This window comes from Bacillus sp. RO2, from assembly GCF_012911845.1.
Taxonomy (GTDB): Bacteria; Bacillota; Bacilli; order Bacillales; family Bacillaceae_I; genus Sutcliffiella_A.
In genome coordinates this window covers 94,412-108,403 of the sequence record NZ_JAAXCU010000048.1, presented here as the reverse complement: position 1 = coordinate 108,403, position 13,992 = coordinate 94,412, and the positions used below count along the sequence as shown (strand labels likewise).

The 13,992-nt window shown below is 38.1% G+C and carries 15 protein-coding genes, 2 pseudogenes and 1 riboswitch; of the genes and pseudogenes, 3 read left to right on the top strand and 14 right to left on the bottom strand.

Annotated elements, in window-relative coordinates:
- Positions 1-3: 3 nt before the first annotated feature.
- The 6 genes from cobT to HF078_RS16055 form a co-directional block, all read right to left on the bottom strand.
- Positions 4-1,044 (bottom strand): nicotinate-nucleotide--dimethylbenzimidazole phosphoribosyltransferase, encoded by a 1,041-nt coding sequence (gene cobT / locus HF078_RS16080; RefSeq protein ID WP_169292063.1) that lies wholly within the window; start codon positions 1,042-1,044, stop codon positions 4-6.
- Positions 1,028-2,569 carry a cobyric acid synthase gene (locus HF078_RS16075; protein ID WP_169292062.1) on the bottom strand — a complete coding sequence of 514 codons (1,542 nt, stop codon included), beginning with the start codon at positions 2,567-2,569 and terminating at the stop codon, positions 1,028-1,030. The genes cobT and HF078_RS16075 overlap by 17 nt, the downstream gene beginning before the upstream one ends.
- Positions 2,562-3,944, bottom strand: a complete 1,383-nt coding sequence (locus HF078_RS16070; protein ID WP_169292061.1) for a cobyrinic acid a,c-diamide synthase CobB — start codon at positions 3,942-3,944, stop codon at positions 2,562-2,564. The genes HF078_RS16075 and HF078_RS16070 overlap by 8 nt, the downstream gene beginning before the upstream one ends.
- Before the next feature lie 19 nt (positions 3,945-3,963).
- Entirely contained in the window at positions 3,964-4,512 is a 549-nt protein-coding gene (locus HF078_RS16065) for a cob(I)yrinic acid a,c-diamide adenosyltransferase (protein ID WP_169292060.1), read from the bottom strand.
- Positions 4,513-4,688: 176 nt separating this feature from the next.
- Positions 4,689-4,876, bottom strand: a riboswitch (cobalamin riboswitch).
- Between the two features lie 207 nt (positions 4,877-5,083).
- Positions 5,084-5,506: a FosM family fosfomycin resistance protein gene (gene fosM, locus HF078_RS16060; protein WP_169292059.1), complete on the bottom strand. Its 423-nt coding sequence runs from the start codon at positions 5,504-5,506 to the stop codon at positions 5,084-5,086.
- 41 nt (positions 5,507-5,547) lie between these two features.
- Positions 5,548-5,838 carry a helix-hairpin-helix domain-containing protein gene (locus HF078_RS16055; RefSeq protein ID WP_169292195.1) on the bottom strand — a complete coding sequence of 97 codons (291 nt, stop codon included), beginning with the start codon at positions 5,836-5,838 and terminating at the stop codon, positions 5,548-5,550.
- A gap of 176 nt (positions 5,839-6,014) precedes the next feature.
- Here HF078_RS16055 and HF078_RS16050 point away from each other — a divergent pair, with 176 nt between their 5' ends.
- Entirely contained in the window at positions 6,015-6,296 is a 282-nt protein-coding gene (locus tag HF078_RS16050; RefSeq protein ID WP_169292058.1) for a hypothetical protein, read from the top strand.
- An 82-nt stretch (positions 6,297-6,378) separates the two neighbouring features.
- On the opposite strand, the gene HF078_RS16045 is transcribed toward HF078_RS16050, so the two are convergent.
- A complete protein-coding gene (locus HF078_RS16045; RefSeq protein WP_169292057.1) occupies positions 6,379-7,365 on the bottom strand; it encodes an acrylyl-CoA reductase family protein in 987 nt (328 codons plus the stop codon).
- A 105-nt stretch (positions 7,366-7,470) separates the two neighbouring features.
- Here HF078_RS16045 and HF078_RS16040 point away from each other — a divergent pair, with 105 nt between their 5' ends.
- The gene (locus tag HF078_RS16040; RefSeq protein ID WP_169292056.1) at positions 7,471-7,890 is read left to right on the top strand and encodes a MarR family winged helix-turn-helix transcriptional regulator; all 420 of its coding nucleotides are present in this window, start codon (positions 7,471-7,473) and stop codon (positions 7,888-7,890) included.
- A gap of 265 nt (positions 7,891-8,155) precedes the next feature.
- Here HF078_RS16040 and HF078_RS16035 read toward each other — a convergent pair whose 3' ends face one another.
- From HF078_RS16035 to HF078_RS16025, 3 genes are all read right to left on the bottom strand, one after another.
- Complete coding sequence (locus HF078_RS16035) at positions 8,156-8,653, bottom strand: hypothetical protein (protein ID WP_169292055.1); 498 nt, start codon at positions 8,651-8,653, stop codon at positions 8,156-8,158.
- 178 nt (positions 8,654-8,831) lie between these two features.
- A complete protein-coding gene (locus HF078_RS16030; protein WP_169292054.1) occupies positions 8,832-9,116 on the bottom strand; it encodes a hypothetical protein in 285 nt (94 codons plus the stop codon).
- Positions 9,117-9,506: 390 nt separating this feature from the next.
- Complete coding sequence (locus HF078_RS16025; protein ID WP_169292053.1) at positions 9,507-9,992, bottom strand: winged helix-turn-helix transcriptional regulator; 486 nt, start codon at positions 9,990-9,992, stop codon at positions 9,507-9,509.
- A gap of 310 nt (positions 9,993-10,302) precedes the next feature.
- Between HF078_RS16025 and HF078_RS16020 the strand changes: the two genes are divergently transcribed.
- Positions 10,303-11,235: a DMT family transporter gene (locus tag HF078_RS16020; RefSeq protein WP_169292052.1), complete on the top strand. Its 933-nt coding sequence runs from the start codon at positions 10,303-10,305 to the stop codon at positions 11,233-11,235.
- 335 nt (positions 11,236-11,570) lie between these two features.
- Here HF078_RS16020 and HF078_RS16015 read toward each other — a convergent pair whose 3' ends face one another.
- The 4 genes and pseudogenes from HF078_RS16015 to HF078_RS21325 all read right to left on the bottom strand — a co-directional run.
- Entirely contained in the window at positions 11,571-12,083 is a 513-nt protein-coding gene (locus tag HF078_RS16015) for a hypothetical protein (protein ID WP_169292051.1), read from the bottom strand.
- Between the two features lie 140 nt (positions 12,084-12,223).
- Positions 12,224-12,694 (bottom strand): DUF5662 family protein, encoded by a 471-nt coding sequence (locus HF078_RS16010; RefSeq protein WP_169292050.1) that lies wholly within the window; start codon positions 12,692-12,694, stop codon positions 12,224-12,226.
- A gap of 157 nt (positions 12,695-12,851) precedes the next feature.
- A pseudogene (locus tag HF078_RS16005) lies at positions 12,852-13,439 on the bottom strand (kinase).
- A gap of 162 nt (positions 13,440-13,601) precedes the next feature.
- Positions 13,602-13,688: pseudogene (locus HF078_RS21325) on the bottom strand (aminoglycoside phosphotransferase); the annotation flags it as partial.
- Between the last annotated feature and the right edge of the window lie 304 nt (positions 13,689-13,992).

Sequence of the window (13,992 nt, the reverse complement as noted above, 5' to 3'; positions counted from 1 at the left end):
TTTTTATATTTTTTCTGCTACTCCTGCTGATTTAAAGGTTGCCATCTCTTTCACGATGTTTGTTGCCGCCTTTAGAATTGGAAAGGCGAGAGCCGCTCCTGTCCCTTCTCCAAGTCGGAGACCGAGATTTAGGATTGGCGTTTTATCTAGCATTTTAATCGCATGCTTATGGCCAGCCTCCATGGATTGATGCCCTATGAAAAGGTACCCTCTGACTTCAGGGTATAACCTTTGCGCAAGTAGAGCCGCCACCGTGCTGATGAAACCGTCCACCAGAACCGGTATATTCAGCTCCGCTGCTTTCAAAATGGCGCCAACCATTCCAGCAATCTCAAGGCCACCGACCTTAGATAGTACATCAATTGGATCATTCCGGTCAGGGTTTCGTTCTTGAAGCGACTTACGGATAACTTGCTTTTTCCATTTCAATTGGTCAGAATTTATCCCAGTCCCAGTACCGATGACATCACTTACATCCAACCCACTTAAGCCAGACAGGATTGCACTACTGCTCGTCGTGTTGGCAATCCCCATTTCTCCAACGATCAGACATTTCGCCCCCCTTTCGATGACACTGGTTGCCATGTCGCTTCCCACTTCAATTGCATCCCAAGCCTCTTCTCTGGTCATGGCATCCCCCTCGAGGAAGTTACTTGTCCCATGACGGATTTTTTTTATGTGAAGTCCTGCCCGGCTCACATCTGCCGCCACCCCTATGTCAACAATTTCTACTTTTGCGCCAATCTGATTTCCCAATACATTTATCGCGGCTCCCCCGTCAAGGAAATTATGAACCATTTGTACAGTCACTTCCTGAGGGTATGCGGACACTCCCTCGCTAGCTACACCATGATCAGCAGCAAAAACAATAATTCCTGGTGGTGTTACCTCAGGAAAATCCTCCCCTGTAATCTGCGAAAGCTGAATTGCGATTTCCTCCACAACCCCTAAACTGCCTTGAGGCTTGGTTAAAGAGTTTAAATACTCCTCCATCTTTTCGCCTTGCTTTAGGTTAACAGGCTTTATGTTATACACGCTCCTCATTTCCTTTCCCTGCCTCCTTTTTGCTTATTTCCTGAAATTCAAGCATCTTCTTCTTAATCATTTCTATAGAAAGATACATGCTCACAACATCTGCCAATCTATCAAACGACTCTTCTCTTTTTCTATCAAAAGAGGATCTACTTATTATCGGAGAGAGGCCTTTCTTCCGTCTTAATGTGTTCAACAGTTCCTCTCTAAAACTGTCATTATGGAAGAGCCCGTGGAAGTATGTACCTATGATATTTCCCATTTGCACTCCATCTTTTCGGTCTGCTAACACGACAAACGGCATGACATCTTTTCTATCAGAGACGGTTGATACTCCCATATGGATTTCATAACCTTTTATAAAAAATTGTTTTCCGTTAAACGTAAGAATGCCCTCTGAAAGAACTGTCTTCTTCTCCTTTGCCAGGTGTGTTTTCATAGGGATGAGATCAAGTCCGGGACCCACCTTTAACGAAGATTCAACTTCATACTCATCCACTATTACCTCACCGAGCATTTGATATCCACCACATATCCCAATTAAATTTGTTCCTAGTTCTACCAAAGTCTGCAGCCGGTTCGCAAGGCCACTTTCATGCAAAAATTGCAAATCACCTAACGTATTTTTGCTGCCAGGGAGGATGACCAAGTCCGGTGCACCGAGATCTTCCGCCTTCTGCACATATCTTACATGGCAATCCACCTCGGAAAAGAGTGGGTCCATATCAGTGAAGTTCGAGATATAAGGGAAGCGGATTACTGCAATATCCAAAGCTTTCGTATCGTCTTTTTCTTTGGAAAAGCTATCAAGGACGACAGAGTCTTCCGCTTCAATATGTAAGCCGGAAACATAAGGTATCACACCTAATACCGGAATGCCGGTATATGCTTCAAACCATTTAAGCCCAGGCTCAAGCAGAGACACATCTCCCCTGAATTTATTGATGACAACGCCAATGACTCTTTTGCGGTCCTCCTCTTCTAAGAGCTGCAATGTTCCGACAAGGCTTGCAAATACGCCGCCCTTTTCTATATCACCTACAAGAATGACGGGTGCATTGGTCAACCTGGCAATCCGCATGTTCACAAGCTCACGATCATTGAGGTTCACCTCGGCAGGACTTCCCGCCCCTTCTATCACGATGCAGTCAAACTCCTTTTTGAGCCGATGATAACTCTCTGTAATTATCAGTAGACCTAACTCGTAGAAATCTTGACGATACACACCCGCTTTCATATTGCGGTAAGGACTTCCATGAACGACAATTTGCGATTGATAGTCGCCGGTAGGCTTAATCAGGATGGGGTTCATATCGGTCGTCGCCTCCACACCAGCTGCTTCCGCCTGAACGCCCTGAGCCCTGCCAATTTCCTTGCCATTCTTGGTAATATAGGAATTCAGCGCCATGTTTTGCGATTTAAACGGTGCAGTTTTATAACCCTCTCTTGCAAAAACCCTGCACAATGCTGTTACGACAGCGCTTTTTCCAGCATCGGAATGCGTTCCTTGGATCATCAGTGGCGTCCCTTTAAACATGCAACTTTACCTCCAGACATTGTTGGATCCAGTTTTCCACGACCATTGGGTTGGAGGCAAAATGAATATGAGTGTAACCAGCAACAAGGTTCTTGCAGATATACCCGTCTGTCCCATTGCCTCTCATTCCTTTTGTTTCAAATGCGGCCGGTAGCTCTGTCTGGTGATGAAAGGTGGAATAGTGGAACTCATGGCCTCTTGCCACCTCTCCCTCCTTCAAGAGAAAATTCCCGTTTAACCCTTTAATCTCCCTGTATCCAAGGGCAGCGAGCTTGGTTTGCATGTGCACTTTACCAGGAATGATCCCAACCATGGGATAAGCATCTCCACCTGTGGTCACAAGTTCCTTGCATAAATACATATAGCCTCCACATTCTGCAAAGGTAGGAATTCCCCTTATCACTACTGCCTGGTAGACGCTATCCTTGCTTTTTGTATTGGTAGAGAGTCTTGGTGCAAATTCCTCCGGGAAGCCTCCACCAAGATACAACCCGTCCACATCATGTGGGATCTCCTCATTTTCCAAGGGAGAGAAAAAGATTAATTCCGCCCCTCTGTTTTGTAGAAGTTCCAAGTTCTCTTCATAATAAAAATGGAAGGCAGAATCATAGGCGACGGCTATACGAACCTTTTTATTGGGGGATGAGTTGAAAATGGAAGGCTTACTCTCGGTAGGAAGCTCGGAAGCTTCATCCGCAAGCTCATAAAAACGATCAACATCCACCGTGTTTGCAACATGCTCACCCAATGCATCAAAAAACCCTTCCAGCTCTCCTCGTTCAATAGATGGAACAAGCCCTAAATGTCGCTCTTGCATCTCGAATTCAGAATCCCTTGCCATATATCCAATAACTGGAATCTTACATTCCATTTCGACCGCTGCCTTAATTAGATGAAAATGACCATCGCTTCCCACTTTATTCGCTATCACTCCTACAATGTTCACCTTTCCTGACAGTTCCTGATACCCCTTGACCATTGCAGCCGCACTCCTTGCCATGCCGGAGCAGTCCACCACAAGTACAACAGGACTGCCGGTGAGGATGCTTATTTCTGCACTGCTTCCCTCATCGGAAAGCGGATCTTTCCCATCATAGAATCCCATCACCCCTTCTATGATGGAGATATCGGCTCCATCACTTCCACCAACCAAGACTTCTCTCACACAGTCAGATGAAAGCATCCAACTATCCAGATTCCGCGACTTTCTACCTGTTACAGCAGTATGGTATGAGGTGTCGATGTAATCCGGTCCACACTTGAACCCTTGGACACTAAGTCCCTTTTTCCTCATCGCCGCCATCAAACCGATGGTAATGGTTGTTTTTCCTACCCCACTGCCTGTACCCGCTATCAGGATTCTTCTTTTTCCCATATTCCTCACCACCTCCTTCTTAAAATTCCACCCCTTTAACTGCTGGAATTCCCTTGTCGTAATAATGCTTATCGGCATGGACGACTGAGACAAGATCGGCAGCCTCCTGTATTTCTTCCGGTGCATCTCTACCTGTAATGACAAGATGAACGTGCTCAGGCTTGTTCTTAATAAGTGCCAGAACTTCGTTTAATGGAAGAACATCATCTACCGGAAACCCTTGAATGCTTAGAGCATTATTTAACTCGTCCAAGACAACTATGTCATAATCACCACTCATGACAGCGTCCTTTGCTTTTGGCCAACCTTTGCGAAGCGCTTCTCGATGCTCTTCTGGTGTCTTTGTCCAAGTGAAACCAATTCCCAGCTGCTCCATCTCCACTCCTAGTTTCCTCAGAGAAATCTGTTCACCATAGGTACGTTCAGGTGATTTGATGAACTGATAGATCTTCACCTTCATCCCCCTGCCTACTGCTCGAACTGCCAAACCAATTGCCGAAGTTGTTTTGCCTTTTCCATCTCCGGTGTACACCAGTGTTAAGCCCCTTTGTTTCGTCTTTTTACTCATAAACATACCTCCTGTTTTTTTGCATGAAAAAAACGCCTTTCTGCTAGTTGCAAAAAGACGTTTAAAGGTCCACTCAATCCAGATAATTTTTAAAACTCTTCCACAAAGATTCGCTTTAAAACGTTAAAAACTGGAAAAATAAATGAATGTCACTTTAAGCATTCTTTCCTCGCAGAATCCTTAAAAACAAATAGGCAGGTCTCCTGACTTGCGTTTCAAACACATCACCGACCCTTCCCATGCTGTTGCACAGTGGATAATCTCGGCAATATTCAACGCTTACAGTGGCGGGGTCCGTGCTGGATTTTCACCAGCTTCCCTTTTAACCTTTCTTCACAAAGGCACCTAAATGTTGTAATGTATCAAATAATTATGCAATTTTTTATTTATTGTTCTTAAACTAAACTAGCTTAAGCATAGATTAACAACGCTTTTTATTGTAGCCTATTTTCTTTCGAATGTCTTTAGTGAATATTGCTGATTTTGAAAAAATTTCATCAACCCGCTCCATAATTAGTAGTTGACGCTGCGATCTATATAGAAAAACCCATATCTGTACAAGAAAGGACAACTAATTGTAAAACTTCATATAACTTTTATCTTTCCTATAATAATCCAATCTTTCTTGCAAAGTGCCTGTATGAAATTCAAACTTATGACCATCTGGGTCTGTGAAGTAAATGGATTTCTTATCTTTTTCGTTTCTAGGACGCCCGGGAAGAATGTTCACATTTAAAACATTTAATTTATTATACATCTCATCATAATCTTGTTCTTCTATTGAAAAAGCTATATGCGTATACGAGTGGGTTATTTCAATTCGAGGAATATCTTTTTCTTCGTTAAGTGCAAGCCACATACCATTTAAGTCAAAGTAAGCAGTTTTTCGCCCTTTCAATAGTAGCTTAGCATTGAAAACATTTTGATAAAACTCAATAGAATTTTCTAAATTAGATACGGAAAATAAAAAATGATTTAATCCTTTAATGTCCACTACTATACCTCATTCCTGGCTTCGTTATTAAAGATTAATGATTAGTTTCTAAAAGAAAAGCCCTCTTCCCTTAATGCAGCCTTTAATTTAGGTAAAGAAGCTGGTCCCATACCGTGTAATTGCAAAATCTCTTTCTCCATATATTTAGATAGTTGCTCTAAAGTCTTAATGTCATTGTTTTCTAAAGCCCGTCTTGCTGGTGCTCCAAGTATTGAAAGAAAGACAGCGTTGGTTTTATGTTCTTTCTCACAAACAGGAAAGATTGGACAATCACTACTTTTATAATATTGGTGCCCTTTGTCGCAAGTTCGCAAAGATTTTGAAGTAGTTATTAATCCACGGCTCCTTCTTTTGGAAATAAATATTAACTATCAATTATGTTATCAAATCTTTGTAGAAAAACATCCCTTAGAAAACAAAGAGAATTTTTGGCAAGGAGAGTAAAAATTTTTGGATAGCAAATATTAATATTGATTTCACTTTAAACCAACAAGGAGGTTTCATAAAAATGAAGAAATCAATGCTTTTACTTGCGTCTATTCTTTTCTCATTAAGTGTACTTACTGCATGTAATATGGGGAACAACGAGCCTGATAATGGACCAGAGGATGTAAACTACCGCCCTGTCCGCTATGACCGTGATCTTGATCGTGACATGAACAGGGGTCTTGATATCGACACAGACCCAAGAGATGTGAGAGAACCTGGTGAGCGTGATACTCCGTATAACATGGATGAAGAAGAGCCGGACTTGGACGAAGAGCCGTCCGAAGAGCGACGCGGAAGATAATTTCAGAAAAAGCCCCATCAACAGGGGCTTTTTCCAAGATAAAAAAAGTAGAACGAGAACCGTCCTCATACTACTTTCCACTTTATATCTTAATAATGGTCCTTCCTAAATGCTGACCATTTTTAACCGCTTCAATGATATCAGGTAACTCATTTAGTGTAATTTCATTCACTAAAGATGTTTTTGAAATGTTCCATTCGTTAGCTATTTTCTCCCAAATATAACCACGTTTATGAATAGGCACATTTACTGAATCGATTCCTAAAAGGTTTATACCTCTAAGAATAAACGGCAACACTGTTGAAGTTAGTTTAATACCCCCAGCATTTCCGCACATGCTCATACTTCCGCCATAAGCAATATGCGGAATCAATCTAGAAGCTACCTCTCCTCCGACAGTATCCAACACGAAATCATACCTTTGTTTATCAAGTGGCTTTTTTTGCTCTCCTAACTCACTTGCGAAAATGACATCTGTAGCTCCTAATGACTTTGCTACTTCTTCTTGATGTTCTTTTCGAACCAACGCAGAGATTTCTTTGTAGCCAATTTTAGAAAGAATTTGGAGTGCAATGCTTCCGACTCCGCCAGTTGAACCCGTGACTAAAATTCTTGGATTATTATTTATATCCATACCGTTCTTTTCTAGAGTCATGATGGAGAGTGCTGCAGTAAATCCTGCTGTTCCAAAAACCATCGCATCTTTTTGTGTTAAGTTGTCTGGTAAAGGAACAATCCAATTAGAAGGAACTCTAGCATATTCCGCAAAACCTCCAGTATGACTCATCCCCATTTTAAAACCTGTAACGACAACTTTCTGTCCTTCCGTGTAACGGTTATCAGAAGACTGAACAATCGTACCACTTAGATCAATGCCAGGAATCATTGGATAATTTCTTATAACGCCCCCATTTTTTTGAACAGCAAGCATATCCTTGTAATTGATGGAAGAATATTCCACCTTAATCAAAACCTCACCGGTAGAAAGACTAATAAGATTAACATTTTCTACACCATAATTTACTTGATCTTCGTTTTCTTTTACTACAATAGCCTTGAAACTATCCACAACTATCCTCTCCCTTTACTTTGTCACAAAATATTTTTGCACCAAAAGTATTTCACAACAAAAACTAACATGCTATTATAGTAATTGTCAATTGGAGGAGATTATATGGAATTAAAAGATTGTATGAACTTCTTACTCAGTGTAAGCCAGAATAAAGTGTTCAAATATTTCAGCAAGCTCTTAGAGGTACATGGCGTAACCCCTGCTCAATATGGTGTATTGAATTGTTTATGGAAAGAAGGACAATTATCCCCTAAACAAATTGGAGCTATGGTTTATTTGGAAGCCCCTACTATATCAGGGATATTAGACAAAATGCAAAAAGCAAATCTGATAGAACGGTCGGTAGATCCAAACAATCGTAGAAATGTTTTAGTAACTGCTACTCCAAAATCATATGAAATTAAAGAAAAAGTGGAATCTGCAACAAGTGACATGAATAATAAGGTTCTGCAAAACTTATCAGATAAGGAACAGGACGGACTAAAAAAAGGATTAGAAACCATCATAAATGCTGATTTCTAATCTTCATACGTTTACGGTTAGGCATTTGAGCCCATGAAAGGATAAGGCGACAGAGACTGGTCCTGACTTTCAGGCAGAACTCATGAAAGAATCTCCTTTCTCCTTTCTTATATTTATACTTCCTTCTTCAGTTGTTGAATTATCTCAAAGTATTGTGTATCACCTAATCCATATTGTTTAAAATTCTTAAGAAGTGAAGCTACAAGTTTTTTTTCTGGAGTATCCAAATGATTTTGAATGTAAACCATCAATTCACTATTTTTATTTAGAAAATGTAAGTATCTTTCAATCCCCTTTTTAAAACCTCTGGATAGACCGTGGTTGGCATTTTTTTGTTAATGAAAACTTGTTTATAAAGTTGAAAATATCCCTTAGCCTTAAGGGAATAATCCGATTGTTCATCAACTACATGAAGGTCAATTGGACCATTATATTCTTTTTGATCTAGCAAAGCTAAAACAGTAAGTACATTCATTTGACAAAACATATCAGCATCAAACCATAACTCAATGTGTGTAAAACTCCCGTTAAAGAGGACCTCCAATGGTCTTAATGTTATTTCTCTATATTGAGCTTCCGTTACATGATGAGCTTTCGCGCGCATGTTGTTGAATTTCTCTGAAAACAAATTTTCGCATACATTTCCAAAACACATGGCCTCGTTAAAGGGAATCATCATCTCGTTATTCAGAAAATTTCTTTTTTCAAAATCATTGTACATCTCTTGCCCATTAAGTATATGTAACCTTTTAAGATTCTCCATCTCGCCAACTCCTCCTCTTCTTATTTCCTTGAAGACGGATATTTAATTTTTCCAAGCTCCTGATAGCCTGTCAATTTATCTCTAGAAGGTACGGATACTATCATTTCAAACAATAGATTAAAGTCCATGATGTACTTAATCTAATATATAAATTATGTAGATTTAAAGTTTATGTATATTATTTCTTACCTTTTCGTTCTAAAAATATAGGCGCTATATTTAGTAAGATAGAAACAATAGTCAGAAACCATAATGCCCTTTCCATACCAGGTACTACATCCATTAAAGCTGCCCAATCTTCCACTTCTACCCACATCGATACAAGGCTGTATTCTGCACAAAGTGTTAATGCTGTAAACGATAACCCTAACGCCATTGCGATCTTATAATCCTTTCCTACTGCATACATATAAAGATTTATAAAAGTTACTACTATTGCAATGACCCCTAATATTACCCACATAACTATTCCTCCATATATATTTTTGATGAAAGCATTTTTTAATAGTTTTATTACTGTTGAAAAAACCTTTGATCTATTGCTTAATACCAATTATTTCATAATCTAAAAATTCCTACAATATGTAATTCTTAATCTTTTCCAAAATAAAATAAGCGCTGATCCTTGTTACAGGATCGCGCCCTTTTCTTGAATAAACAGAATAAATTACTTAAAACTTTATCCCAGTACTTTCGGAAAAATCATCACTAATTATTCCAACGCCTTTTATCTTTCCGTTTTTTACATCTGGTTGAACAGAGGGGTTTAATGGATAAGTTTCACCATTGAACGTTAACTCTTTATAACTTGGTGTAATACCACCACCTGCAACATACATGATAAGGTCATTTTTTATAAACGCCCCTCCTGTATCGGCAGCACAGTCGAATCCTTAATCTCCCTTAGTGCTAAACTTGTCTGTATTTTGGTAATCCCCAATTCATTCAACCTTCTAATGAACATCTCTAGCCCCTTACGATCCTTGCAGGCTACTTTTAATAAATAATCGTACTCCCCTGTTAAACAATGGCACTCCAGAACTTCCTCCATTGATTCCAATGTTTTCTCAAGAAATTCCAGTTTTTCAGCCAGATGCAGATTGGTGCTCATAAAAACGAAGCACAATAGATCAAAGCCCAGCTTTTCATGACTTAAAATGGCGACCTGCTTTTTTATGTATCCTTCCGCCTCTAACCGCTTGATTCTTGCATGTACAGCTGGCGCCGATAAATTTACCCGTTTTGAAAGCTCCAGATTGCTTAGCTGAGCATCATTTTGCAGTAAATCCAAGATTTTAATATCCACATTGTCCAAAACTTTGCTTACAATCGATTCCACAATTAATTCCACCTTTTCAATTATTCCAACAATACACAAATCCACAATCTTAAAATGAATTATTTAAACTAATAATCTTTTATTCTTTCATTTATTTTGAGTTTATTTAATTATACAAATTGTTCTTTTGTTTTTGAAGGTAAATGATAAGATATTTCATATAGACTCTGTCATTGTGCATTTAGCTCTATCACTTAATATAAAAAAACTTTTTTAGCTGGTCTGTTGATTTGCGCTCCAGGCTACAAGAATGCAAAAACAACCTCTAAGCATAAACACATCCTATAGAAACAAAAAGGGGCTAAACGATTTGAAATATTATTCTATATTGCTATTAACCAGCTTTCTTTGGGGCGGAAATTTTATAGTGGGAAAAACACTTGTAGATCATGCTTCCCCTGGAACCTTGACCATTTTAAGATGGGGGATTGCGATTATTTGCCTGGTCCCGCTTGTTTGGCGAAAAGAAAGAAAGCTGTTCCCATCAAAAGAAGCCCTATTGCCCCTGTTTTTAATGGGCGTTACCGGTGTAGCCCTATTTCAGGCACTGCAATTCATGGCTCTAGAAAAAACATCTGCAACGAATGTTGGGTTAATCTCTACTTTAAATATGTTTTCAATTGCTGCTTTCTCATTCTTTTTTCTAAAGGAAAAAATGAATCCACTTCAGTTCCTTTCCATGTTCGTCTCATTATTTGGAGTTATGCTTGTCCTTTCAAAGGGGAACTATGAAATGTTATTATTGATGAAATTTAATGTGGGGGACTTCTATATGATGGTAGCTGTGGGAATGTGGGGAATTTATTCGGTCTGCAGCAAATGGGCGATGACCACCGTCACACCGATGATGTCGATTCTTTACTCCGGGATATTCGGACTTATTGTCCTGCTTCCTTTTAACATATCAAGCTTCAAGGTAACGAACATAGATACATCATTTATTCAATCCATTTTGTATACTGGCCTGGTCTCAACCGTCCTGTGTATGGTCCTTTGGAATATCGGAGTGAATAAACTGGGACCCAATACTTCAGGATTGTTCTTGAATTTCAATCCCGTTTTTACAGCCGTTTTAGCCTTTGCTTTTCTAGGAGAGAAAATGACATTGATTCAAGCTGTCGGCAGTGTCATTGTTATTGCAGGCTGCTTGTTATTTACAGTTCTAAAAGACAATCCTGTTAAAATACCCAAAAGCACACCCAATCCCTTCATACCTAGAGAGTCGGTAAAACAAAGCCATTAAAAGTTGTAAAAGTGACTGTCTGGTCATGCACTTTAGAGACGGGCATATTTACATAAGATACAATCTTGCTCCTTAGTAACGGGTTTACTTGTGAGGTGCAAACAGAAAAATATCATGTATAATCTCATAATGTAATCACCAATAAGAGGCTTGCTAATTCACAAGGAGATTCGCACAAAAAGACCGACTTTACAAAGAGTCGGTCTTTTTATTAGTGAATAATAGGCTTATTCAATAAAAGCTCCAGATTGTTGAATAAAGAACTATTATTGTAGATTTTTAGTTCTTGTTAAAAGCCGAAACACTAAGGTGGAATGTCCGACTTATCACCAAGCTTATCTATTTACTAAAGTTAAAGAATTTCCAATCTTAATCAATTCTTCTTGTGAATACAGTTCTTTTCCTTCTTGATGAGTAAAAACAATGATGTTGTAGTTTAATCCTTCGTCGTTTAAGGATAGAGTTTGTCTGTTGTTATCGTATGAGTAAAACCCTTCTCTATTACCACTTAATGCAACTTGTTTTAAATTTGGATGATTTGAATTTCTATTGTTCAAAGGTGGTGTCATTTCTATAAAGATAAGTTCCTCCGAATTACCACCAATGCCAATTGATAAAGCAAAATCATTGGTTTTGGCATCCGCTAATTTTTCAGGCAACTCTTCTATAACTTGAAAGTAATCATATATCCTTACTTCTTTTACATCATAAGGTAAATAAGTAGGTAGTTTAAAATCATATGGGAATTTTTCAATGCCCTCTAAACTATGGACTATTGGGTGTTGAGAAACCTCCTGATTACAACCTGATACTATTAATTCCAAGGCTATTATAATTTTTATTCGCATATATACCCCCTAAAAAACTCTTTTTCTTCAACAAAACTGCCCAATCCTTATGTAAGGAGGGAGGAGCGAACCATTGAACTGTAATCACTCCCAGATAGTTGAAGAATCATTTATAGATGATCACATTTTTTACGAGCAATTCAGCTTATCTCTTTTACACCATCTTCTCTTATAGTTCTAATAATTTCCTCAAGTTCTTTTTTTGTATCAGGGTGTAAAATAATTTTGTTGGTAAGATCTAAGGTAGAGTTTTTGACCTTTCTTCCCCAGTTTCTTGAGAACGAACGCCAATCACATACCATTTCAATAAGATATTTTCTGGGGATAGGCAAAGCCTTTTTATTATTTGGATCGACAACCCAATATTCCCAATGATGTTTATTTTTATGTTGATGGTGCAGCCAGGCATATCTCCATTTCAATTCATCATCAGCACTTTTGTCTCCATTATAAAAAAACTTCTTTGCATATGGAAAAAACTCTTTTGGTGAGAATTTTGACAAATCATGAATAATGCCTTGTATGTATAATCCTTCTTTCCAGCATTCAATAAGCACATTTAGTTTATGATTCAGGATATAAAGGAAGTACTTCCAACAAGCCTTTAACATAAAAGTCCCCTATCGTGTAACTGTTAGATTTATATTCTATTTGGATATTATAATTCCTTTGGGTTTAGTTAAATAAAGCCACCTAAAATTGCAGCCTAATCTATAATTCTTCCTCCCAGTTTGCTAAATTTCCATTCAGATTCCTTCAAACACAGAACTACGTCTCAATTATAGCGTCAGCATTATTTATTGGGTTAAAGGTATTAATATAATATTCTTCTGCTTTCCAGTATCTTATTTCAAATTTTTCGCGATTAAGCCTTGTTTCTTCTGATTCACGATCGAATCTTTTTTGTCGCGAACAGTCCAAAAATAATACTTTGTCGTAGATGTCTTTCCACTCCTTACGTTGGAGAAAAACTCCTTCTATAATAATCAGTCCCCCTTGAGGTAACTTAATTTTTCTAGTATCATGTTCATCAGTTTCATTATCATAAAACTGTAGTTCAACATGATGTCTTTCTTTAAGTCTTTCAAATAAGTTCTTCCTTAATTTTTCCACATCTCACTGCAAATAAAAATACTCATACCACTCTTCAAATCCAGTATTATAACGCTGACTTCGCTTAACGATGTGATTATCAATATGAATGGTAGTGAAATCAATACTTACTTTTTTCAAGTGATCACTTAAATGTTCTACAAAAGTCGTTTTTCCCGAACGGCTTAGTCCATCAATTGCAAGAATGTAACTTTGACTAGATTTAGTTGATGCAATTAAATTACTAATATCATAATTATTAATCAACATGCTAACTTTCCCCCTTTTATGCTCCCACGCTAACTAATCCTTCCCTTTTCTTAAATAAGGGGCTAGGCACTGTGCTACAATCGCCCCCGATTGTTTAAGACTTAATCTCGAGATATCCAATAGTCAAGGCCCTCAAAATACAATTAATTACTCTGATTAAAACCACTCTCTACCATGTTCACGAATGAATTCAATATCCTTTTGATAATGCTCAAGGTGTCCGTCTTTTATCATTTTTTGAAAAAGGTTTATCTCCGGTAACCCACGCAAATAGGTAACCGATAAATACTATTATTAAAAACAGTACTATCTTTGTGACCTTTAATATTTTATTAATTAATAAATTAAGCCTTGTTTGTTATTTAATTTAAAAATATCTAAAGATATAAAATAATTGATTAGTGATAGAAAAGTAAACATTATTTACAACCTCCAGGGGAGTCTTTTTCCTTACTTCACATTCAATAATCATTGCCAGAAACAAATTTAAGGAGCTTCTGCTTCGTAGCAATTGCTCATGTAGGAGCATTAACACTCCTAAACACAA

What these genes read in the sequence shown, in the direction of transcription:
- cobT (WP_169292063.1), bottom strand. Translation starts at nt 1,044, where the DNA reads ATGAGGAGCGTGTATAACATAAAGCCTGTTAACCTAAAGCAAGGCGAA.
- HF078_RS16075 (WP_169292062.1), bottom strand. Translation starts at nt 2,569, where the DNA reads ATGTTTAAAGGGACGCCACTGATGATCCAAGGAACGCATTCCGATGCT.
- HF078_RS16070 (WP_169292061.1), bottom strand. Translation starts at nt 3,944, where the DNA reads ATGGGAAAAAGAAGAATCCTGATAGCGGGTACAGGCAGTGGGGTAGGA.
- HF078_RS16065 (WP_169292060.1), bottom strand. Translation starts at nt 4,512, where the DNA reads ATGAGTAAAAAGACGAAACAAAGGGGCTTAACACTGGTGTACACCGGA.
- HF078_RS16050 (WP_169292058.1), top strand. Translation starts at nt 6,015, where the DNA reads ATGAAGAAATCAATGCTTTTACTTGCGTCTATTCTTTTCTCATTAAGT.
- HF078_RS16040 (WP_169292056.1), top strand. Translation starts at nt 7,471, where the DNA reads ATGGAATTAAAAGATTGTATGAACTTCTTACTCAGTGTAAGCCAGAAT.
- HF078_RS16035 (WP_169292055.1), bottom strand. Translation starts at nt 8,653, where the DNA reads ATGGAGAATCTTAAAAGGTTACATATACTTAATGGGCAAGAGATGTAC.
- HF078_RS16030 (WP_169292054.1), bottom strand. Translation starts at nt 9,116, where the DNA reads ATGTGGGTAATATTAGGGGTCATTGCAATAGTAGTAACTTTTATAAAT.
- HF078_RS16015 (WP_169292051.1), bottom strand. Translation starts at nt 12,083, where the DNA reads ATGCGAATAAAAATTATAATAGCCTTGGAATTAATAGTATCAGGTTGT.
- HF078_RS16010 (WP_169292050.1), bottom strand. Translation starts at nt 12,694, where the DNA reads ATGTTAAAGGCTTGTTGGAAGTACTTCCTTTATATCCTGAATCATAAA.